Source organism: Halomonas sp. ND22Bw (assembly GCF_003011945.1).
GTDB lineage: Bacteria > Pseudomonadota > Gammaproteobacteria > Pseudomonadales > Halomonadaceae > Halomonas > Halomonas halophila.
This window is the reverse complement of sequence record NZ_PXWD01000001.1, coordinates 458,895-481,289: the sequence shown is the minus strand read 5'-3', so window position 1 is coordinate 481,289 and position 22,395 is coordinate 458,895. Positions and strand designations below refer to the sequence as shown.

Below are 22,395 nucleotides of genomic sequence, written 5' to 3'. Positions count from 1 at the left end.
GTGAAGCTTTCCGCCGCGGCAAGACAGATCGGGGATTTGGGCGAGGTGTAACGAAATATTTACGGATGGCGCCGTGGCGGGCCGTCCAGGCGCGGCGTCGGGGCGTCGCGGCGCATTCCGGCAGGGGGCGGGTCGCACTAGTCTGGGGGCACCTCGAAGGGCCAAGGCCCGGAGACCACAATCACAAGCACCCCGGAGGTTCAGCATGAACGCCCCTGTCCAAGGTACCCCTGCCCAGGCGTCCGAGATCGACACCACCAATCCGCTCGGCACCGACGGCTTCGCCTTCGTCGAGTACAGTGCGCCCACCGCCGAGGGCATCGAGGCGCTGCGTCGCCTGTTCCTGCAGCTGGGCTTCACCGAGACCCGCAAGCACCGCTCCAAGAACGTCTTCCTGTTCCAGCAGGAAAGAATCAACTTCGTGCTCAACGCCGAACCCGGCAGCCATGCCGCCGAGTTCGCCCGCGTTCATGGCCCCTCCGCCTGTGCCATGGCCTGGAAGGTGGCCGATGCCCGCCAGGCCTACGACCGCGCGGTGGAATGCGGCGCCACGCCGGTGGACGTGCCGGTGGGCGAGGGCGAGGTCGGTATTCCGGCGGTCGAGGGCATCGGCGGCTCGCTGCTGTACTTCGTCGACGACAAGCTCGACGGCGAGGGCCGCACCATCTATGACATCGACTTCGCGCCGATCGAGGGCCGCAGCGCCGGCGACAACAGCGTGGGCCTGCAGGTGCTCGACCATCTGACCCACAACGTCGATCGCGGCCAGATGGACGTCTGGGCCGGCTTCTACACCCGGCTGGCCAATTTCCGCGAGCTGCGCTATTTCGACATCGCCGGCAAGAAGACCGGCCTCTACTCCCGTGCCATGACCGCTCCCTGCGGCAAGATGCACATCCCGATCAACGAATCCGCCGACGACAGCTCCCAGATCGCCGAGTTCCTGCGCGAATACAACGGCGAGGGCATCCAGCACCTGGCCATGGCCACCGACGACATCTACGCCACGGTACGCGCGCTGAAGGCCAATGGCATCCAGTTCCTGACCACCCCGGACACCTACTACGAGAAGGTCGATCAGCGCGTGCCCAACCACGAGGAGAACCTCGACGAGCTGCGCGAGCTGAACCTGCTGGTGGATGGTGGTCCCGATCAGGGCGTGCTGCTGCAGATCTTCACCGAGACCGTGATCGGCCCGATCTTCTTCGAGATCATTCAGCGCAAGGGCAACGATGGCTTCGGCGAGGGCAATTTCAAGGCGCTGTTCGAATCCATCGAGGAGGATCAGATCCGCCGCGGCGTGCTCGAGGACGATTGAGGCATGTCTGGCCGGCCGCCAGCCGGTCCAGGCGGGGAGGCGGAAACCAGAACAATCCGCCGTCTCCCTGCCCAACCACGACAAAATCCGTCACAATGGGCGCCCTGTACCGGCCCCATGCTGCGTGGCGGCGACAACAACAGTTCCGTGATCCCTGGTGTGACATGACTAACGACTCACAACCCCGTACTCAGTGGCTGGGCCGCTGGGGCTTCGTCCTGGCGGCGACCGGCTCCGCGGTCGGCCTGGGCAACGTCTGGAAGTTTCCCTACATGACCGGCGAATACGGCGGCGGTGCCTTCGTGCTGGTCTATCTGGCCTGCATCCTGGCCATCGGCGTGCCGGTGATGATGACCGAGATCGCCCTGGGTCGCCGCGGCCGCGGCAGCCCCATCGACGCCATTCGCCGCGTCACCGCCGAGTCCAGGGGCGCCTCGGCCTGGTCGCTGCTCGGCTGGATGGCCATGCTCTGCGGCTTCATGATCCTGTGCTTCTACGTGGTCGTGGCCGGCTGGTCCTTCTCCTACCTGTGGAAGATGCTGACCGGCGGCCTGGCCGGCTCCAGCGTCGACGACATGGCGGCGATCTTCGGCGCCAACAATGCCAACCCGCTCAATCTCGGCTTCTGGAGCACTCTGGTCACGGTCGCCACCATGGTGATCGTCGGCAAGGGCGTGCAGGCCGGCATCGAGAAGAGCGTCAGCTGGATGATGCCCGGCATGGTCGTGATGCTGCTGATCATGATCGTCTATGGCGCCTTCTCCGGCGGCTTCGGCGACGCGCTGCGCTTCCTGTTCGCCTTCAATGCCGGCAGCCTGTCCAGCGAGGGCATGCTGGCCGCCATGGGCCACGCCTTCTTCACCCTGTCGCTGGCTTCCGGCGCGATCCTGACCTACGGCAGCTATCTGCCGAACAAGGCCTCCATCGGCCGTACCACCCTCAGCGTGGCCGTTGCCGATACCCTGGTGGCGCTGATGGCCGGCCTGGCGATCTTCCCGGTGATCTTTGCCAACGGCATGGAGCCGGGCAGCGGCCCGGGGCTGATCTTCATGAGCCTGCCGCTGGCCTTCCAGGCCATGCCGATGGGCACCCTGTTCGGCGTGCTGTTCTTCGTCATGCTGTCCATGGCGGCCCTGACCTCGTCGATCTCCATGGTCGAGGCCACGGTCTCCTGGCTCACCGACAACAAGGGCATCACGCGTCGTGCGGCGGCGTGGGGTGTGGGCATCGTGCTGTGGATCATCAGCACCCTGGCGATGCTGTCCTTCAACGTCGGGGCCGAGTGGACCCTGGCCGGCAAGCACTTCTTCGGCTGGCTGGACTACCTCACGTCGCGCTGGATGATGCCGCTGGGCGGCCTGGGCGTGGCCCTGCTGGCCGGCTTCGTGCTCAGCAGCGAGGCCATGCGCGAAGAGCTCGGCCTGTCGCCGGCGGTGCATGCCCTGTGGCTGTTCATGGTGCGTTATGTCAGCCCGCTGGGCATCGTGACGGTATTCCTCGATGCCCTGGGCATTGCCACCCTGGAGTTCGGCGTGCAGTGGCCCTGGTTGCTGCTGGCGCTGGCAGTGATCACGCTGATCGGCGAGCTCGCCAGCCCGCGCCTGAAGCGTACGCTCTGCGCCTGACGGCGAGGACGCCCGGCGACCACGCGGCCCCCGCTCTTGCGGGGGCCGCGTCGTTTGATCGAGGAAAAAAGCCCCGTTCCGGGCGCTGCGGGAGTGGCATTTTGTCGCCAAATTAATTACTTTATTGCATATAAAACCTTATTTGATCGAGATATTGGAATATGTGCGCCGCGACTTCTCCGACCGTCACGCCGGATCTACGGCTTCCTCCCGCGGCGTCCGAGCTGGCACCGGGCCGCGTCAGCCTGGTTGGTGCCGGTCCCGGCGACCCGGAGCTGTTGACCGTCAAGGCGCTGCGCCGCCTGCAGGCCGCGGAGATCATCCTGCACGACAGGCTGGTCAGCGACGAGATCCTGGCCCTGGCCAACCCCGAGGCGCAGCGCCTTTACGTCGGCAAGGCGCGCTCCGACCATAGCGTGCCCCAGGAGGGCATCAACCAGGCGCTGGTCGACTGGGCGAAGTCGGGCAAGCGCGTCGTGCGCGTCAAGGGGGGGGATCCCTTCATCTTCGGCCGCGGCGGCGAGGAGCTCGAGACCCTGGTGGCCGCCGGGGTCGAGGTGGAGGTGGTGCCGGGCATCACCGCGGCCTCCGGCTGCGCCGCCTATGCCGGCATTCCGCTGACCCATCGCGATCATGCCCAGTCGGTGCGCTTCATCACCGGGCACCTGCGCAACGGCAGCTGCGACCTGGACTGGCCGGCGCTGGCCAGTCCCGGCCAGACCCTGGTGTTCTACATGGGGCTCGGCAGTCTCGAGATCATCAGCGAGCGGCTGCGCGCCCACGGCCTGGCGGCCGACACGCCGCTGGCGCTGATCGAACAGGGCACCACGGCGCGTCAGCGGGTCCACGTGGCGAGCCTGGGGGATTTGCCGTCGGCCGACGAGTTGGCTAATATCCGACCTCCAACGCTTATCATCGTCGGTAAGGTGGTGACATTGCACGACGCGCTGGCCTGGTTCGACAGCGAGCGAGCCGCCAGCCTGGGTTGGCTGCAGGGAAAGCACCCGACACCGTCCGATGCGTCTGACGGCGCCTGATCGCGGGAGGTCGATCGGCGACCCTGTCGTTACGAGGTGACAGATGGGAATTTCCGGCAAGGCGGGCCTGGCCCGCCCCAGAGGCTTTCGCCGTCTGGTGCAAGTCGGCCTGGTGGCCTGGATGCTCGGCGCCGCCGGCGCGAGTCTGGCCCACGAGGACCAGCAGGGGGCGTCGATTCAGAAAGGGGTGGCGTCCTACTACAGCGACTACTTTCAGGGCCGTACCACGGCCAGCGGCGACGCCTTCGACCAGCGTGAGCTCACCGCGGCCCACCGTACCCTGCCGTTCGGTACCAAGGTGCTGGTGACCCGGCCCGATAACGGGCGACAGGTCGAGGTGATGATCAACGACCGCGGCCCCTTCGTTTCCGGCCGGGTGATCGACCTCTCCAAGAGCGCCGCTCGCGCGCTCGGCATGCTCCATCGCGGAACGGCCCGGGTCCAGCTCAGTCTGGCCGACTGAGCCCTTCCTCCCGCGCCTTCTCCTTCTGCGCCCGACGCCGTGCCACCCGCTAGGGCGGTGTGGCGTTCGCGCGCGTGAACTCCCGTTTCCAGCGTTCCAGCAGCGCCTGGCGCTTGAGGTCGTCCAGCGTCGCCAGCAGCTCCGGCCCCAGCGATACCGGGCGCAGTGCCTCGCCGTGTGTCGCCTGCAGGGCCGTGACCGTGCCCGGTCCGTTCAGGGCCGGGTGCATGGCGCCGAGAGGCGTCGCCTCGGCGATCACTCGCTGGCCCGACTCGCCGAGCAGGAAATTCATGAAACGGCGCGCATTGTCCGGATGCGGCGACTGGTGCGAGATCAGTGCCAGGCGCTGGGTGACCAGCGCATAGTCGTCGGGCACCACCACCTCCAGCGCCGGATGGGCATCGGCCACCGCCTGGGCGTAGCTGCCCAGCAGGTTGTAGCCGAGCCAGTAGCGACCCTCGTCGAGGCCCTCGAGCATCTCGCCGGTGGTGGTCGCCAGCGCCGTCTGCGTGGCACCGAAGGCGGCCACCAGATCCCAGTAGCGCGGCGTGAGCCGCGATTCCTGAATGGCATAGCCGTAGCCGGCGCCGCTGTGCTCCGGGTCGTAGGTGACCACGCGTCCGCGCATGGCGTCGGGATGACGCTCGAGCAGGGCGAGCAGCTCGGCGTGGCTGTCCGGACGGCCGAAGCGCTCGATGAGCTCGCGGCGCACCACCATCACGATCGGTTCGAAGGTGAAGGCGAACAGCTCGTGCCGCCAGCGCGCCCAGGCAGGCCAGGCCTCGGCCTCCGGCGAAGCCAGCGGGCGGGCATGGCCGTCGTTGGCCAGCCGGTACTGCCAGGGCATGGCCGAGGACATCAATACGTCGACCTCGTCGGGATGCTCGAGGAAACGCCGGTGCAGGCCTAGGGTATCGAGGTTGCGATAGGTCAGCGCGATGTCCGGATGGCGGGCATGGAAGGCCTCGAACAGCGTGCGGGCGTAGACGAGGTCCAGGGCACCGTGGACCACCAGCTCGCCCGAGGTGCCGTCGTTCGTCGGCGTGGCGGGGTAGTGCAGGCGCTCGTCGGCGACGGCGAGCGGGGCCAGGCACAGCAGCGACCACAGTCCTATCAGCACAGGCCAGCGATGGCGCATCAGGTGGTCTCCTCCGGAAAGTGCAGGCCGACCCGCAGCCCCTGGCCGTCCAGGCCGTCATTGAGCCGCAGTCGGGCGCCGTGGGTGCGCGCGATGCCGTCGACGATGGCAAGCCCCAGCCCGGAGCCGTCGGGCTCGTCGCTGCCGCGATGGAAGGGGCGCAGCATCAGCAGGCGCTGGTCGGCGGGGATGCCGGGGCCGTCGTCCTCGACCTCGAGCACGGGCGGCGCGGCGGTGACCCGCACGGTGATGTGCGTCGCCCCGTAGCGGCGCGCGTTGTCGATCAGATTGGCCAGCGCTTCCTCGAGCTGCCAGTCGAGCCCGGCGACCGTCGCCGAGGTCTCCGAGGCTTCCAGGCCCAGGTCGATGCCGTCGCGATGACAGGCGCTCCAGTGGCGTCGCACGGCGTGCCGGGCCAGGTCGTCAAGGGCCACCGGTGCCAGCTCGGGATGGTACTCGGGGTTGTCGAGGCGGGTCAGCGACAGCAGCTGGACGGCCAGGTGCGAGGTGCGGGCGCTGGTCGCCTGCATGGCCTCGAGCGCCTCTCGCCAGCGCTGCGGGTCGTCCTGGCGCAGGGCCAGCTCGGCCCGGGCCGAAAGGCCGGCGAGCGGGGTGCGCAACTGGTGCGAGGCGTCGCCGATGAAGCGCTCCTGGTTGGCTTTCACCCGGCGCATCCGCGCCAGCAGTTCGTTGAGCGTCTCGCGAAGTTCGGCCAGTTCGCGCGGCAGCGGCAGTGCCAGGGGCGTCAGGGTGCGCGGGTCGCGGGCGCGTATGGCGTGGCGCAGGCGGCTCAGCGGGGTCAGGGCGCCGCGGATGGCCAGCACCACGACCGCCGCAGCGAGCCCCGCCATGCCCAGGATGTAGGCCAGGTTGGTGCGCAGCAGCTCAGCCGCGAGGCGTTCGCGGCCCTCCCGGGTGTGAGCGACGCGCACCTCGAAGCGCTCGCGGGTCTGCCAGTCCTCCAGGCGGGCGCGGCGCACGCCCTGGCGCAGCGAGAGATCGCGCCAGACCAGGTCGCGGAAGTGCAGCGTGCCGGCCTTCTCATCGTCGCGGCGGGGCGGGCCGGGGAGGTCGGCGTTGCCGGTGACGAAGCGTCCCTCGGCGTCGTAGAGGGCGTAGAAGACGCGCTCCTCGGCATCGGTGGCGAGCATCTCGAGTGCCGCGGGAGGCAGATCGAGCCACAGCCGGTCGTCCTGCCACTGGACCTGCTCGGCGATGGCCAGGGTGGCGGCCTCGAGCAGTCGATCGAAGGCGCGATCGGCGGTCTGGCGCGCCTCGATCCAGGCCTGCAGCACCATCAGCGCGCCCAGCGCCATCAGCGGCAGCAGCAGCCAGGTCAGCAGCCGGCGATACAGGCTGTCGCGCCGCGTCACACCGCCTCCAGCAGGTACCCCAGGCCGCGCACGGTGCGCAGGGCGACGGCGCTGCCGGCCAGGCGCTTGCGCAGGCGGTGCACGTAGACCTCGATGGCGTTGTCGCCCATGGTCTCGCCCTGGAAGGCTTCCTCGGCGAGCCGGGCCTTGTCGACCGGCTCGCCGGCGTGGCGCATCAGGCAGGCCAGCAGGCGCTGCTCGCGCGGCGGCAGCGACAGCGTCTCGCCGTCGAGGGCGAAGCGCTGGGCCGGGGCGTCGAAGGCCAGCGGGCCGACCTGGAGCGTCTGGCCGCGTTCGCGGCGGCGGAGCAGGGCACGCACCCGGGCCTCGAGTTCGTCCAGGGCGAAGGGCTTGGCCAGGTAGTCGTCGGCGCCGAGATCGAGGCCGCGTACCCGGTCTTCCACCGCGCCCCGGGCGGTGAGGATCAGCACCGGGGTGTCGGCGTCGTGTCGGCGCAGGGTCTCGAGCACCTCGAGCCCGCCGCAGCCGGGCAGGTTGAGGTCCAGCAGCACCAGCGACAGGCCGTGGTCGGCGCCATCCAGGCGCTGCCGGGCGGCCTCGCCATCGGCCAGGTGCTCGATGCCGTGACCCTCCAGCGACAGGGCGTCCACCAGCGTCTCCGCCAGCAGCCGGTCGTCTTCCACCAGCAGCATCATCGTGGGGTCTCCTTCTCGCCGGCAAGGCTTCCGCTCAGGGCGTCGCGCGCCCGGGCCAGGGCCTCGTGGGCGGCCTCCGGGGCCAGGCGCCCGGCGGGGCCGGACAGCGACAGCCACAGCGGTGCCTCTCCGGTCGTGACGGACAGGGCCAGGCAGGTCATGGCGCCGCCGGGCAGGGCGGGGCGCGGATCCGTATCGCGTTCGGTCGGCCAGCGGCTGCCGGGGCGCAGATCGTGGCGCAGCGGCGTGGCGGGCAGGGCGGCCAGCCGGCACTCCACCTCGCCGGGATGCAGCGCCAGCAGGGCCGCGGTTTCCCCGGTCTCGGCGGCCAGGCGGTCGAGCCAGGGCTGGACGCGCACGGCCAGCTGCTGCGAGGGCGCGTGGCGGCGCGCCAGGCGCATGGGGCTGCCGCCGAGTCGCCAGCGGCCGTCCTCGCCGCGCTGCACGTAGTCGAAGCGGGCCAGCGATCCGAGCAGGCGCAGCAGGGTGCTCTTGTAGAAGCCGGTGGCCTCGGCCAGTTCGGCCAGGGCGAACGCCTCCTGGGAAGAATCGAAGACCTCGAGCACGGTCAGCGCTCGCTCCACGGCCTCGACACGGTCCTGGGCCATCTCGGCTCCTTTCGGTATCTCGGTGACGGACATTCGGCGCCCTGCAACTTTGGTCGCAATTCGACGCCACGGCATTGACCCCCATGGCGTGGGCGGCCTAATTTTCCGCTCAAGGGAACGTTGTTCTGCCTTACAGAATTGTAAGGCAGGTGTCAGCGCCCGGCAAGCCCGACCCGATCCGCCAACGAAAATCATAGAGGGGACAACAACAATGTCCGTGAGAACGCCGCTCAAGTTCGTCGCCGTCGCCGCCTTCACCGTCAGCGCCGGTTCCGCCATGGCCTTCGAACCCCAGGGCAAGGTCGAGTGCATTGCCCCCGCCGATCCGGGTGGCGGCTGGGACTTCACCTGCCGCAGCGTCGGCAACGTCATGGAACAGCTGGACCTGGTGCCGGCCAACGTGCAGACCATCAACATGGCCGGCGCCGGCGGCGGTGTGGCCTACGCCCATACCGTCAGCAAGCGTGCCGGCGACGAGCAGCTGCTGGTGGCCGCCTCCACCGCCACCACCACCCGCCTGGCCCAGGGGCAGTTCCCGGGCATGACCGCCGACATGGTCAACTGGGTGGGCGCGCTGGGCGCCGACTACGGCGTGATCGCCGTGGCCGATGATTCCGAGTACGACGATCTGCCCGAGCTGATGGAGGCACTCAAGGAAAACCCGCGCAGCGTCAAGTTCGCCGGCGGCAGCGCCAAGGGCGGCTGGGACCACCTCAAGGTGCTGATCGCCGCCCAGGAAGCCGGCGTCGAGAATCTGCCGCGCATTCCCTACCTGTCGTACAACAACGGTGGCGAAGCCATGACCCAGGTGGTCGGTGGCCACGTCGACGCCTTCACCGGCGACATCACCGAGGCCCAGGGCTTCATGGAGTCCGGTGACCTGCGAGTGCTGGCCGTGCTCGCCGAGGAGCGCCTGCCGGGCGAGTACAGCGATATCCCCACCGCCCGCGAGCAGGGCATCGACGCCATCGGCCCGAACTGGCGCGGCTTCTACATGCCGGCCGACGTCTCCGACGAGGCCAAGCAGTACTGGATGGATGCCATGGACACCATCTACGAGAGCCAGGAGTGGAAGGATGTCATGACCAGCAATGGCCTGATGCCGTTCCACATGAGCGCCGGTGAGTTCGAGCAGTTCGTGACCGACCAGATCGCCGACATCAATCAACTCTCCAAAGATATCGGGCTGATCCAGTAATGACCTTCAACGACCGCATCTTCGGGGTCCTGTTGATCGCCCTGGCCGTCGCGTACGGCTGGGGCGCCAGCCAGTTTCCCGAGCCGTTCGGCGGGGCCGAGGGCGTCGGCCCCGAGACCTTCCCGCTGCTGCTGTCCGCGGTGCTGGCGCTGTCCAGCCTCTATCTGATCGTGCGGCCCGACCCGGATAACGCCTGGCCGTGGAGCCGCACCGGCATCGAGCTGGTGATCGCGGTGGTGGTGCTGATCGCCTACACCGCGCTGCTTCAGCCGCTCGGCTTCATCCTCAGCACCCTGCTGGCGGTGGGCACGCTGTGCTGGCGCATGGGCGCCTCTCCGGTCCGGGCCTACGTCACCGGCGGCGTGGCCGGGGTGGTGGTGTTCCTGGTGTTCAACTTTGCCCTCGATCTGGCGCTGCCGCTGGGGCCGCTGTCCCTCCTGGAGGTGAGCTGATGGAAACGCTGGGTTATCTGATCGACGGCTTCGGCGTCGCCCTGGCGCCGCATAACCTGATGTTCGCCCTGCTGGGGGCCTTCCTCGGCACCCTGATCGGGGCGCTGCCGGGCCTCGGGCCGGCCAATGGCGTGGCGATCCTGATTCCGCTGGCCTTCTCCCTGGGCCTGCCGCCGGAAACCGCGCTGATCATGCTCACCTCGGTCTATGCCGGGGCCATGTACGGCGGGCGCATCTCCTCGATTCTGCTCAACATTCCCGGCGACGAGCCGGCGATGATGACCTGCCTCGACGGCTATCCGATGGCCAGGAAGGGCAAGGCTGCCGAGGCGCTGGCGATCTCCGCCGTGGCTTCCTTCATGGGCAGTCTGATCGCCACCGTGGGCCTGATCCTGCTGGCGCCGCTGCTGGCCAGGTTCGCCCTGACCTTCGGCCCGGCCGAGTATTTCGCACTGTTCCTGCTGGCCTTCGCCACCCTCGGCGGCATTACCGGCAAGAACCCGATGAAGACCGTGGTGGCGGCCTGCCTGGGCCTGATGATCTCCACCATGGGCATCGACAGCACCGGCGTGCAGCGCTACACCTTCGGCGTGCTGGAGCTCTACGAGGGCGTCGACTTCATCATCGCCATTGTCGGCCTGTTCGCCATCTCCGAGCTGCTGTTCTTCATCGAGGACAAGGCCGGCGGCGGCAAGGAAAAGATGACCGTCAACAAGCTGTCGCTGAAGTGGGCCGACATCCGCGGCATCATGCCGTCGAGCATCCGCGGCGGCATCCTCGGCTTCATCGCCGGCGTGCTTCCCGGTGCGGGGGCTTCCCTGGGCAGCTTCATCGGCTACACCCTCGAGAAGAAGGTGGTCGGCAGCAAGGGCTACTTCGGTGAGGGCGACCCGCGCGGCGTGGCCGGTCCCGAGGCCGGCAACAACGGCGCCTCCAGCGGTGCCCTGGTGCCGATGCTGACCCTCGGCGTGCCGGGCAGCGGCACCACCGCGGTGTTGCTGGCGCTGCTGATCTCGCTGAACATCACCCCCGGGCCGCTGATGTTCACCCAGAACGCCGATATCGTCTGGGGCGTGATCGCGGCGCTGCTGATCGGCAACTTCCTGCTGCTGGTGCTGAACATTCCGCTGGTGGGCATCTTCGTCCGTTTGCTGTCGGTGCCGCCGAAGTACCTGCTGCCGGTCGTCACCATGGTGGCCTTCGTGGGCATCTACTCGATCAGCAACAGCGCCTTCGACCTCTACTTCATGGTGGCCTTCGGCGTGGCCGGCTATGTCTTCCGCAAGCTGGAGATTCCGCTGGTGCCGATCATCCTCGGCCTGCTGCTGGGGCCGGAGATGGAGAAGAACCTGCGTCACGCCATGGACATCGCCGACGGCGACTGGACCATCCTGTGGGACAGCGGCCTGGCCATCGGCCTGTGGGTGTTCGCCGGCCTCGGCCTGATCCTGCCCTACATCGTCGGCCCGCTGCTGCGCCGTCGCATGAAGGTGGCCACCGGCACCGGAGGCCCGGAGGGCGACTGATGGCGTGAGCCTGAACGCGTTCGCCACCTGACGGGGGCGTCGGCAGCCGGCCGACGCCCCCGTTGCGTATCCGGCGGGAAGGCATGGCGGCGCGGTCGGCCAGGGCCGATGCCGGCTGCGACCCGTGTCCACACTCGTCACGACACGGCGATCAAGACCGTCCTCCCCTTGCCGATAGAAGGGCCATGGTCAGAGGCGCCATGTCGGCACCAGGCAGATGCTATATGCTCTGTCGAGCAGGATGCCTTTGTGGCTGACGCATCCGGAGCGGGCATCGTCAGTCCCGTCGATGTCGACGATGTCCGGCAGGGGCCAGGCGTGATCCTTCTTGCTTACAGTGCCGCCAGGCCCAGCCAGCAACGTACCGGGGACCGTGCCGATGAAACGAGAGCTTCCGTGGCTGGAGGCGCAGCAGGACATCCATGAGCGGATCGCTCGGCAGCAGCCGCTGCACGACACTCTGTCGGCCATCGCCCGTTGGGTGGAGCTGGTGTTGCCCGGCGCCACTGCGGCCTTCATGCGTCACCAGCCGTCGTCGGACACCCTCAGCCTCGAGATCGGGGAGGGGCTGTCCGATGCTTACGCGCGTCGCTGCTGGTCGGTGCCGTTGAATGCCGAGGCGGCGTCTTTCGCTGCTGCGGCCCGAGAGGGGCGCTTCATCGTCTCGGATGACATCGCCCTCGATCCGCGCTGGGCGCGTCTGCGCGCGGCAGCCCTGGACGAAGGCGTGCGGGCCTGCTGGTCGATGCCGGTGGTCAGCCCCGACGATACGCTGCTGGGGGTGCTCGACGCCTATTTCCCCACGCCCAGGGAGCCCACCGAGGTCGCCGAGCGGCGCCTGCGCCAAGCGGCCGCGCTGATCTCGCTGGCCCTGATACGTGACCGCGATGGCCGAGAACACAAGGCGCTGTCCCGCTGGCATCACGCGCTGTTCGACAATCATCCGCACGGGGCTTACGCCTTCGATCTGGAGGGACGCTTCCAGCGCGTCAATCCCGCCGTCGAGCGCATTACCGGCCACTCGCCGGAGGCGATGCTGGGGACGCATTTCTGTCGTTTCGTCGAGCCTGCCTGGCGGGCCTCGGCCCAGGCCAACTTCGACCGGGCCCGGGCCGGCGAGACGCTGACCTACGAGATTCGCATCGTCCATGCGTCGGGGCGTTCCTGCCGACTGGAGGTAAGCAAGTTCCCGGTGATCATCGATGGCGAGATCGTCAGCGTCTATGGCGTCTGCCGTGACGTCACCGAAGAGCGGCGACAGACCGACGAGCTGCGCCTGCTCAAGCGCGGCATCGATGCCAGCCCGGCCGGTATGCTGATGATCGAGGCGCGCTTCGATACGCCCATCGTGTTCAGCAATCCGGCCTTCGAGGCCATGACCGGCTATGCGCAGGATGAGGTGATGGGCCGCAGCTGGGAGCTGCTTCAGGGGCCCGAGACCGAAACGGAGGCCGTCGAGGCCATGCGCATGGCGATACGCCAGCGTCGCGGTACCGAGGTCACGCTGCGTCACTACCGCAAGGACGGCTCGACGTTCTGGAACCATCTGGTCATCAGCCCGGTCTTCGATGCCGGCGGCGACTGCACGCATTTCATCGGCAGCCTGCGGGATGTCACCCTGGAAAAGGAGCAGGCCTCGCTGATCGCCTATCAGGCCACCCATGACCTGACGACCGGCCTGCCCAACCACGGCGACTTCGTCGATCGCCTGGGCGAGGCCCTGAAGCAACCCGCGTTTCTGGCGGTGATGATCCTCAACATGGACGGCTTCAAGAGCATCAACGAGGGGCTGGGGCGTCCGTTGGGCAACCAGGTGCTGATGCGCGTGGCCCAGCGCCTCAGGCGGCTGGTGGGCGAAGGGCAGGTCGTGGCCCGCCTGATGGGCGACGAGTTCGGGGTGATGTTGACCGAACTCGACGGTGGAGACTCGGTCGCCGAGCTGGCCGAGCGCACCCTCGAGACGCTGGCGCTGCCCATCGAAGTCGACGGGCAGCGTCTTCATGTCAGCGCCAGCATCGGCATCGCCGACAACGAGGCCGGCGCCTCGCAGCCCCATGAGCTGCTGCAGCACGCGGATTCGGCGCTGGAGCGGGCCAAGCGCCAGGGGCGCAATACCTGGCAGTGGTATCGCGGCCGCGAGATGGCGGGCTCCCGGGACAGCGTGCTGCTGCGCCATGACCTGCACGCCGCCCTGCAGGACGAGCAGTTCGAACTGCACTATCAGCCGCTGGTGGACGCTCCCAGCGGGCGCGTCTGCGGGGTCGAGGCCCTGGTGCGCTGGCGTCATCCCGAGCGCGGCATGGTCTCGCCGGGCGACTTCATCCCGCTGGCGGAGCAGACCGGCCAGATCATCCCGCTGGGCCGCTGGGTGCTGCGCCGTGCCTGCCGCGAACTGGCGGGGTTCAATGCCGGTCGCGAACGCCCGCTGTCCCTAGCCGTGAACATCTCGTCGCTACAGTTCCACCGCGACGGCTTCTTCGACGAGGTCTGCCGAGTGCTGGACGAGACCGGGTTGCCTCCCGGGCAGCTGGAGCTCGAGGTCACCGAGAGCGTCTTCCTCGACGGTGCCTCCCAGGTGGTCGATGTGATGAACCGTCTCAAGGCCATCGGCGTGCGGGTGGCAATCGACGATTTCGGCACCGGCTTCTCCAGTCTCAGTTACCTCTGCGACCTGCCGACGCACAAGGTGAAGCTCGATCGCAGCTTCATCGCCAGGACGCTCACTGAACGCCGCAGTGCGGCCATCGTGCAGGGCGTGATCACCATGGCGCACCACATGGACATGGTGGTGGTCGCCGAGGGCATCGAGACCGCAGCACAGTGGCAGGACATGCTGCGCCGCCGCTGCGATCTGCTCCAGGGCTTTTATTTCGCCCGCCCGATGCCGCTCACTGCGTTAGGAAATCTGCCCGATCATCTGGCCGTCGACTCGCCGATTCCTTTGACATGATGCTACCGACCTCGCTCGGGGCGCGCCTGGTCATTGCCACGGTCGTGCCCCTTCTGCTCGTCACGGCGGCGCTGGCGCCGATCTTCGTCGCCCAGCTCCAGACGCGTCTCGACGGCGCTCGGGATGCCGCGGCCACTCGGCTCGACGCCGAGTACGAGACCCTGCTTCACGACATGAACGAGAGTTTCAACCAGGTGCTGGCCGTAGCCGAGCTGCCGTTGCTGCGACGCCACCTGCGCGATGTCCATGACGGCGTGGCGATCTATCGCCAGATCTCCACCCAGACGAACCTGGCACAGCTGTCGGCGCTGCTCGATACCCTGACGACCCATTTCGGTCGCTACAGTCGCCTCGTCCTGATCGGTGTCGAGGGCGAGGAGCTGATGTCGGCCGGCACTCGCCCGTTGCCCCATCCGACCGGCGTCGACCACGCCCATGCCGACTACTTTCGCGAGGCCATGCGACAGCCGGCGCGGAATCTCTATGTATCGCCGCCCCGGGTCGGACTCAGCCGTGCTGGCGCCGAGACGGGCACCACGGCGGTGATCGACATCGCCACGCCGGTGTTCGGCGCCGACGGCCACCGTCTCGGCGTGCTGCTGTTCACCCTGGACTGGCACTACCTCACTTCGCGCCTGCCCCATGTCGTCGAGGAGGAGGAGGGCGTAAGGGCGATCATGGCCGATGCCAGCGGCCGCTGGCTGCTCCCCGGCGTGGAGGATGCCATCGGCTTCGGCGACCGTCTGGGCAAGCGCTATCCCGAGCTGTGGCGGAGTCTTCAGTCGCGCAGCCAGGGCGAGTTGCCGCTCGAGGACGAGCTGCTGCGTTTCCGCACCCATGACATGCGCACTCACCATTACCGCAGCGAGGCGGGCATGATCATGACGCGGCCGGACACCCAGCCCTGGAGACTCGGCATCCTGGTGCCCCGGCCGACGCTCTCGGCACTGTTGCTGGGCAATCCCTGGCAGCTGCTGGTGATCGTGCTGACCTATCTGCTGGCGGTGGCCGTGGGCGTGCTCTGGGTGCTCAGCCTGCAGCGTCAGCATCAACTGCGTCGCCAGGCCATGGCCTTTTCCCGCGAAGCGCAGCGCCTGGCCGGGGAGGCCCGTCAGTACGCCGACGAGGTGCAGGATCTCTACGAGCACGCGCCCTGCGGCTATCACTCCCTGGACGCCGATGGCCGCATCGTCAGGATCAACCGCACCGAGCTCGGCTGGTTGGGGCTGCGGGCCGACGAGGTCATCGGTCGTCGTCTGTATCGCGATTTCGTCAGCCCGGAGACCCGGAGTGCCTTCCAGGCGGCCTTTCGCCGCGTGCTGGGCGAAGAGGGCGAAGGCAGCGCCGAGTGCGAGCTGTTGCGTGCCGACGGCACGACGCTGCCGGTAGCGATCCAGGCGACTGCCCAGGTCACCGCGGAGGGCTTTCAGTACACCCGGGCCACGGTCTTCGATCTTCGCGAGCGCAAGGACCTGGAGGCTCGTCTGGAGGAGCAGGCCATGACCGATCCCCTGACCGGCCTCGGCAATCGCCGCTACCTGATGGAGCAGGCCGCCCTGGAGATGGCAAGGGCGCGCCGCGGCGGAATGCCGCTGAGCCTGGTGGCCATCGACCTGGATCATTTCAAGCGCATCAACGACGTTCACGGTCACGACGTGGGCGACCGGGTGCTCCAGGCCTTCGCCGAGACGGTCCGCGAGCAGCTGCGCGAAGGCGATGTGCTGTGCCGCATGGGCGGCGAGGAGTTCGTCGCCCTGCTCTGCGACACCGACGCCGAGCAGGCCATGGTGGTGGCCGAGCGGCTGCGCCGCACGGTGGCCGAAACGCCGGTGTGGGCCTCGACGAGGATCGACGACGCCTCGTCCGGCGCATCGTGGCTGTCCTATTCCGCCTCGCTGGGCGTGGCGCGGATCGATCCGGCCGAGGCCTCGCTGACGCCGGCCATCAAGCGCGCCGACCAGGCGCTCTATGCGGCCAAGCAGGCGGGACGCGATCGCGTGCATGCCCGGTTCGAGCCGGACGGGGACTGAGGTGGCACCAAAGTGGCGCGTAAGCGGCGTACCCCTTGCACCAGAAGGGCACTTTCGGCGGAGGTGGGCGCTCAGGTAGATTCTTTAAATTATTGAAAATTAACCTTTATCCCGGTTGGTCCAGAATGTGGCGTAGCTCTTGCAAAGTGGGGGTAGGGCATGGTGCACCGCGGTGTGTCAGCGCCCTCCATAACAACGCCAATACAACGTCTGGATCGACAAGGAGATCACCATGAGTTCCCATTCGCCCACCGTGCCCAAGCGCCTGTTCGCCGCCAGCCTGCTGAGCCTGGCCGTCTCGGCACCGGCCCTGGCGCAGGAAGACCCCATCAAGGTCGGCATCCTGCACTCGCTCTCCGGCACCATGGCCATCAGCGAGTCGACTCTCAAGGACACCATGCTGATGCTGATCGAGCAGCAGAACGAGCAGGGCGGCCTGCTCGGCCGCGAGCTCGAGCCGGTGGTGGTCGACCCGGCCTCCGACTGGCCGCTGTTCGCCGAGAAGGCGCGCCAGCTGCTGGCCCAGGACGAGGTCGACGTGATCTTCGGCAACTGGACCTCGGTGTCGCGCAAGTCGGTGCTGCCGGTGGTCGAGGAGCTCGACGGCCTGCTGTTCTACCCGGTCCAGTACGAGGGCGAGGAGTCCTCCGAGAACGTCTTCTACACCGGCGCGGCGCCCAACCAGCAGGCGATCCCGGCGGTCGATTACCTGATGAACGACGTTGGCGTGGAGCGCTGGGTGCTGGCCGGCACCGACTATGTCTATCCGCGCACCACCAACAAGATTCTCGAGGCCTATCTCAAGGATCATGGCGTCGCCGACGACGACATCATGGTCAACTACACCCCCTTCGGGCATTCCGACTGGCAGAACATCGTTTCCGGCATCAAGGACTTCGGCAGCCAGGGCAAGAAGACCGCGGTGGTCTCGACCATCAACGGCGACGCCAACGTGCCGTTCTACCGTGAGCTCGGCAACCAAGGCATCGATGCCGCGGACATCCCGGTGGTGGCCTTCTCGGTGGGCGAGCAGGAGCTCTCCGGCATCGACACCGCGCCGCTGGTCGGCCATCTGGCCGCCTGGAACTACTTCATGAGCGTCGATACCGACACCAACTACGACTTCATCGATAGCTGGATCGACTACACCGGCGACGAGATGGCGGTCACCAACGACCCGATGGAGGCCCACTACATCGGCTTCAACATGTGGACCGAGGCCGTGCGCAAGGCCGGCACCGCCGACGTCGACGCGGTCAAGGACGCCATCATCGGCGTGTCCGTGCCCAACCTGACCGGCGGCTACGCCACCATGATGCCCAACCATCACATCACCAAGCCGGTGCTGATCGGCGAGATCCAGGACAACGGCCAGTTCTCCATCGTCTGGGAGACCCCATCCACCGTGGCCGGCGATGCCTGGTCCGACTATCTGCCGGGCTCGCGCGACCTGATCAGCGACTGGCGCGCCCCGATGCGCTGCGGCAACTACAACGTCGTCGAGGGACGCTGCGGCGGTGGTGCCGACACCGAGGTGGCCTCGGCCGAATAAGCCGCTCCCCGGGTCGCGATCGCGGCCCGGGCCTTCCTTTCTCCCACTGACAGGACATGGTCATGAGGACGATTCGCTCCCTCGTGCAGGGGCTGCTGTGCCTGATCGTCGTCTCGCTCGCCGCGCCGGCCGGCCTGGCCGCGGCCGACGACGACGGCCGGGCACTGCTCGAGGCCCTCGACACCGATTCCTACGCCGCCAAGGGCGAGGCCGTGACGGCCATCGCCGACAGCGGCCATCCGCAGAGCCGCGCCTGGCTCGAGGCGCTGCTCGACGGCAAGCTGCAGCGCCAGCAAGACGCCGGCCGCTTCGTGGTGGTGCTCGCCAATCGCGGCCGCCACTGGCCGGTGCGCGATGCCATTAACGACGAGGAGCTCGGCGAGATGTCGCGTCGCGATCTGGATCGCATCGGCATCAACAATGCGCTGCGCGGCCAGCTGCAGAACACCCTGGCGCTGCTCGACCTGCGGGCACCGGCGGTCTCGGCGCGCCGCGAGGCGGCCCGGAACCTGCTGGGCCGTGTCGAGCCCGCGATGGTCGAGCCGCTGAACGCCCTGGTGGAGGGCGAATCCGACGACGAGGTGCGCCGGCTGCTGACCCAGGCCATCGCCATCCAGCGCCTGGAGCAGGGTGACGTCGAGGCGGTGGAGGCGCTGTCCGGCAGTCTCAATGCCTCCGTGCGCTCGGCGCTCAGCGCCGCCGCTCGCAGCGATGACACGGCGCTGTCCGAGGCCGCCACCGAGGCCCTGGCCGGCATCGAGCAGAAGCAGAAGCTGAACGACGGCATCCAGACGCTGTATTTCGGCCTGTCGCTCGGCTCGGTGCTGGTGCTGGCGGCGATCGGCCTGGCCATCACCTTCGGCGTGATGGGCGTGATCAACATGGCCCACGGCGAGCTGATCATGCTCGGCGCCTACACCACCTGGGGCATGCAGCAGCTGCTGCCGGGCCAGCCGGGGCTGGCGCTGCTGCTGTCGATTCCCGCGAGCTTCCTGGTCGCGGCGCTGGCCGGCATCGTCATCGAGCGCAGCGTCATCCAGTTCCTCAAGGGCCGGCCGCTGGAGACCCTGCTGGCCACCTTCGGCGTCAGCCTGATCCTCCAGCAGCTGGTGCGCACCCTGATCTCGCCGCTCAACCGCACGGTGGTGTCGCCGGAGTGGATGAGCGGCTCGCTGATGATCAACGAGGGCCTGTCGCTGACCCTCAATCGCCTGTTCGTGCTGGGCTTCGCGCTGCTGGTGTTCGCCGGGCTGATGCTGGTGATGCGCCGCACCCGGCTGGGCCTGGAGGTGCGCGCCGTGACCCAGAACCGTGCCATGGCGCGCTCGATGGGCATCCGCGCGACCCGGGTCGACATCCTGACCTTCGCGCTGGGCTCCGGCGTGGCGGGTCTTGCTGGCGTGGCGCTGTCGCAGCTGACCAACGTGGGCCCCAACCTCGGCCAGAACTACATCATCGATTCGTTCATGGTGGTGGTGTTCGGCGGCGTGGGGAACCTGTGGGGCACCCTGGTGGCCGGGCTGTCGCTGGGCGTCATCAACCAGGTGCTCGAGCCCTGGGCCGGCGCCGTGCTGGCCAAGATCCTGGTGCTCGTGTTCATCATCCTGTTCATTCAGAAACGCCCCCGCGGACTCTTTCCGCAGAAGGGCCGTGCGGCGGAGGGCTGATCCATGCTGGCTTCGAGATCCTGGCTGTCGCGGCCGCTGCGCGAGCGGTCGACGCAACTCTTTCTCGGCGTGCTGCTGGCCGCACTGGCGGTCGTCACGCTGCTCAACCTGATCGTGCCGGCGGGGCATCCGCTGCACGTCTCGACCTATACCGTGACCCTGCTCGGCAAGTACCTGAGCTTCGCGCTGCTGGCGGTGGCGCTGGACCTGGTGTGGGGCTATCTCGGCATCCTGAGCCTCGGCCACGGCGCCTTCTTCGCCCTGGGCGGCTACGCCATGGGCATGTACCTGATGCGCCAGATCGGCGACCGGGGCGTCTATGGCGACCCGGTGCTGCCGGATTTCATGGTGTTTCTCGACTGGGACAGCCTGCCCTGGTACTGGCAAGGCTTCGACATGGCCTGGTTCGCCTTTTTGATGGTGCTACTGGCGCCGGGGCTGCTGGCACTGGTGTTCGGCTTCCTGGCGTTCCGCTCCCGGGTCACCGGGGTCTATCTGTCGATCATCACCCAGGCGCTGACCTTCGCCCTGATGCTGGCCTTCTTCCGCAACGAGATGGGCTTCGGCGGCAACAACGGCCTGACCGACTTCAAGGAGCTGCTCGGCTTCGACCTGCGCAGCGACGCCACGCGACTGGGGCTGTTCCTGGCCTCGGGGCTGGCGCTGGCGCTGGGCTACGTGCTGTGCCGGGCCATTGTCGCCAGCAAGCTGGGCCGCGTCAGCGTGGCCTGCCGCGACGCCGAGGCGCGCACGCGCTTTCTCGGCTATCGCGTCGAGCGCGTGCAGCTGTTCGTGTTCGTGGTCTCGGCGATGCTCGCCGGCGTGGCCGGCGCCCTCTACGTGCCCCAGGTCGGCATCATCAACCCCGGCGAGTTCTCGCCCATCTTCTCCATCGAGGTGGTGCTGTGGGTGGCGCTCGGCGGCCGCGGTACCCTCTACGGCGCGGTGATCGGGGCGCTGGTGGTCAACTACGCCAAGACCGTGTTCACCGGGGTGATGCCGGAGGCCTGGCTGTTCGCCCTCGGCGGGCTCTTCGTGGTGGTCACGGTGCTGCTGCCGAAGGGCGTGGCCGGCCTGCTGGCGTCGCTGCGCCGCCGCCGCGACGACGTCGCCTCCGAGACACCCGCGCAAGGAGCGAGCTCATGAACCTGCTCAAGGAGATGGCCAGTCGCGATCGCGTCTTCGATTTCATGGCGCCGGCGCGCTCGCCGGTGGACGTGCGCCACGGCCCCATCCTGTATCTGGAGGACGTCAGCGTCAGCTTCGACGGCTTCCGCGCCATCAATGACCTGAACCTGACCATCGACGACGGCGAGCTGCGCTGCATCATCGGCCCCAACGGCGCCGGCAAGACCACCATGATGGACATCATCACCGGCAAGACCCGGCCCGATCACGGCTCGGTGTGGTTCGGCAGCCGCCACGACCTGCTGACCATGAACGAGCCGCAGATCGCGAGCCTCGGCATCGGCCGCAAGTTCCAGAAGCCGACCGTCTTCGAGGCGCTGACGGTGTTCGAGAATCTCGAGCTCGCCATGGCTGCCGACAAGCGCATCTGGCCGACGCTGACCGCCCGGCTCTCCGGCGAGGCGCGGGACCGCATCGACGAGGTGCTGGTCACCATCGGCCTGACCGCGCACCGCGATCGGCCGGCCGGCATTCTCTCTCACGGCCAGAAGCAGTGGCTGGAGATCGGCATGCTGCTGATGCAGCGGCCGCGGCTGCTGCTGGTCGACGAGCCGGTGGCGGGGATGACCGAACAGGAAATGGAGCGCACCGCCGAGCTGCTCATCGGCCTGGCCGGCAAGCAGTCGGTGGTGGTGGTCGAGCACGACATGGGCTTCGTGCGCTCGATCGCGCGCACCGTGACGGTGCTGCATCAGGGCAGCGTGCTGGCCGAGGGCAGCATGGACCAGGTGTCGAGCGATCCCAAGGTGGTCGAGGTCTATCTCGGCACCGAGTCGGACAACACGGAGGATGCCCGATGCTGAGCATTCGCGCACTCGATCAGTACTACGGCGAGAGCCATACCCTGTGGGGCGTCGACCTCGAGATTCCGGCCGGGCAGTGCACCTGCGTGATGGGCCGCAACGGGGTGGGCAAGACCACCCTGATGAAGGCGGTGATGGGCGAAGTCGCGGTGGCCTCGGGCAGCCTGCGCTACGCCGACGACGTGGAGTTGACCAAGAAACGCGTGGAGGATCGCTCGCGGCTCGGCATCGGCTACGTGCCCCAGGGGCGCCAGATCTTCCCGCTGCTGACCGTGGAGGAGAACCTGCGCACCGGCCTGGCGGCCCGCGGCGACGGGGCGAAGCGCATTCCCGAGCGCATCTACGAGCTGTTCCCCGTGCTCGCCGAGATGCGCCACCGGCGCGGCGGCGATCTCTCCGGCGGCCAGCAGCAGCAGCTGGCCATCGGCCGTGCCCTGGTGCTGGAGCCGAGGCTGCTGATCCTCGACGAGCCGGGGGAGGGCATCCAGCCCAATATCGTCGCCCAGATCGGCGAGGTGATCCGCCGGCTGATCCGCGAGGACGGCCTGACCGTGCTGCTGGTCGAGCAGAAGCTGCCCTTCGCCCGCAAGTATGCCGACCGCTTCGCGATCATGGATCGCGGGCGGCCGGTGGCCGAGGGGGCGATCGATGAGCTCGACGACGAACTGATCAAGACCCACCTGACGGTCTGACGCCTGTCGTCCGATGACTTGCGCCCGCCCGGCCCGGCCGAGGCGGGCGTCTTGCTTTATATCAGTGCAAGCGAAACTCTCTTGCTCGATAGCGGTGCGCGATCAGGGCCTGAAACGAC

At 68.1% G+C, this 22,395-nt stretch carries 18 protein-coding genes; 14 read left to right on the top strand and 4 right to left on the bottom strand.

What is annotated here, in order from left to right:
* Nucleotides 1-205 precede the first annotated feature (205 nt).
* The 4 genes from hppD to CVH10_RS02280 all read left to right on the top strand — a co-directional run bounded on the left by hppD (nt 206) and on the right by CVH10_RS02280 (nt 4,443).
* A complete protein-coding gene (hppD, locus tag CVH10_RS02295; protein ID WP_106487699.1) occupies nt 206-1,318 on the top strand; it encodes a 4-hydroxyphenylpyruvate dioxygenase in 1,113 nt (370 codons plus the stop codon).
* A 164-nt stretch (nt 1,319-1,482) separates the two neighbouring features.
* Nucleotides 1,483-2,943: a sodium-dependent transporter gene (locus tag CVH10_RS02290; RefSeq protein ID WP_035596014.1), complete on the top strand. Its 1,461-nt coding sequence runs from the start codon at nt 1,483-1,485 to the stop codon at nt 2,941-2,943.
* A 161-nt stretch (nt 2,944-3,104) separates the two neighbouring features.
* The gene (gene cobA, locus CVH10_RS02285; protein WP_369335708.1) at nt 3,105-3,980 is read left to right on the top strand and encodes a uroporphyrinogen-III C-methyltransferase; all 876 of its coding nucleotides are present in this window, start codon (nt 3,105-3,107) and stop codon (nt 3,978-3,980) included.
* 121 nt (nt 3,981-4,101) lie between these two features.
* Nucleotides 4,102-4,443, top strand: coding sequence for a septal ring lytic transglycosylase RlpA family protein (locus tag CVH10_RS02280; protein ID WP_046080522.1), 342 nt, complete (start codon nt 4,102-4,104; stop codon nt 4,441-4,443).
* Nucleotides 4,444-4,492: 49 nt separating this feature from the next.
* Here CVH10_RS02280 and CVH10_RS02275 read toward each other — a convergent pair whose 3' ends face one another.
* From CVH10_RS02275 to CVH10_RS02260, 4 genes are read right to left on the bottom strand one after another with little or no spacing between them, the layout of a single operon-like run.
* Nucleotides 4,493-5,581 (bottom strand): ABC transporter substrate-binding protein, encoded by a 1,089-nt coding sequence (locus CVH10_RS02275; protein ID WP_106487698.1) that lies wholly within the window; start codon nt 5,579-5,581, stop codon nt 4,493-4,495.
* A complete protein-coding gene (locus tag CVH10_RS02270; RefSeq protein WP_106487697.1) occupies nt 5,581-6,954 on the bottom strand; it encodes a sensor histidine kinase in 1,374 nt (457 codons plus the stop codon). Before CVH10_RS02270 ends, CVH10_RS02275 begins: the two co-directional genes overlap by 1 nt.
* Complete coding sequence (locus CVH10_RS02265) at nt 6,951-7,610, bottom strand: response regulator transcription factor (RefSeq protein ID WP_035596006.1); 660 nt, start codon at nt 7,608-7,610, stop codon at nt 6,951-6,953. The genes CVH10_RS02270 and CVH10_RS02265 overlap by 4 nt, the downstream gene beginning before the upstream one ends.
* Complete coding sequence (locus tag CVH10_RS02260) at nt 7,607-8,218, bottom strand: helix-turn-helix domain-containing protein (RefSeq protein WP_106487696.1); 612 nt, start codon at nt 8,216-8,218, stop codon at nt 7,607-7,609. Before CVH10_RS02260 ends, CVH10_RS02265 begins: the two co-directional genes overlap by 4 nt.
* Before the next feature lie 211 nt (nt 8,219-8,429).
* Between CVH10_RS02260 and CVH10_RS02255 the strand changes: the two genes are divergently transcribed.
* From CVH10_RS02255 to urtE, 10 genes are all read left to right on the top strand, one after another.
* Nucleotides 8,430-9,416: a tripartite tricarboxylate transporter substrate binding protein gene (locus CVH10_RS02255; RefSeq protein WP_046080248.1), complete on the top strand. Its 987-nt coding sequence runs from the start codon at nt 8,430-8,432 to the stop codon at nt 9,414-9,416.
* A complete protein-coding gene (locus CVH10_RS02250) occupies nt 9,416-9,868 on the top strand; it encodes a tripartite tricarboxylate transporter TctB family protein (RefSeq protein ID WP_035595999.1) in 453 nt (150 codons plus the stop codon). The genes CVH10_RS02255 and CVH10_RS02250 overlap by 1 nt, the downstream gene beginning before the upstream one ends.
* Nucleotides 9,868-11,394 (top strand): tripartite tricarboxylate transporter permease, encoded by a 1,527-nt coding sequence (locus tag CVH10_RS02245; protein ID WP_035595997.1) that lies wholly within the window; start codon nt 9,868-9,870, stop codon nt 11,392-11,394. Before CVH10_RS02250 ends, CVH10_RS02245 begins: the two co-directional genes overlap by 1 nt.
* A 379-nt stretch (nt 11,395-11,773) precedes the next feature.
* The gene (locus CVH10_RS02240) at nt 11,774-14,344 is read left to right on the top strand and encodes an EAL domain-containing protein (protein WP_106487695.1); all 2,571 of its coding nucleotides are present in this window, start codon (nt 11,774-11,776) and stop codon (nt 14,342-14,344) included.
* Nucleotides 14,341-16,374 carry a diguanylate cyclase gene (locus tag CVH10_RS02235; protein WP_369335707.1) on the top strand — a complete coding sequence of 678 codons (2,034 nt, stop codon included), beginning with the start codon at nt 14,341-14,343 and terminating at the stop codon, nt 16,372-16,374. Before CVH10_RS02240 ends, CVH10_RS02235 begins: the two co-directional genes overlap by 4 nt.
* A 232-nt stretch (nt 16,375-16,606) precedes the next feature.
* On the top strand, nt 16,607-17,926 hold the full coding sequence (gene urtA / locus CVH10_RS02230) for an urea ABC transporter substrate-binding protein (protein ID WP_106487694.1): 1,320 nt from the start codon (nt 16,607-16,609) through the stop codon (nt 17,924-17,926).
* 62 nt (nt 17,927-17,988) lie between these two features.
* Entirely contained in the window at nt 17,989-19,593 is a 1,605-nt protein-coding gene (gene urtB, locus CVH10_RS02225; protein ID WP_106487693.1) for an urea ABC transporter permease subunit UrtB, read from the top strand.
* Between the two features lie 3 nt (nt 19,594-19,596).
* A complete protein-coding gene (gene urtC / locus CVH10_RS02220) occupies nt 19,597-20,739 on the top strand; it encodes an urea ABC transporter permease subunit UrtC (RefSeq protein WP_035595988.1) in 1,143 nt (380 codons plus the stop codon).
* Complete coding sequence (urtD, locus tag CVH10_RS02215; protein ID WP_106487692.1) at nt 20,736-21,584, top strand: urea ABC transporter ATP-binding protein UrtD; 849 nt, start codon at nt 20,736-20,738, stop codon at nt 21,582-21,584. Before urtC ends, urtD begins: the two co-directional genes overlap by 4 nt.
* Entirely contained in the window at nt 21,578-22,276 is a 699-nt protein-coding gene (gene urtE / locus CVH10_RS02210) for an urea ABC transporter ATP-binding subunit UrtE (protein ID WP_106487691.1), read from the top strand. The genes urtD and urtE overlap by 7 nt, the downstream gene beginning before the upstream one ends.
* Nucleotides 22,277-22,395 lie beyond the last annotated feature (119 nt).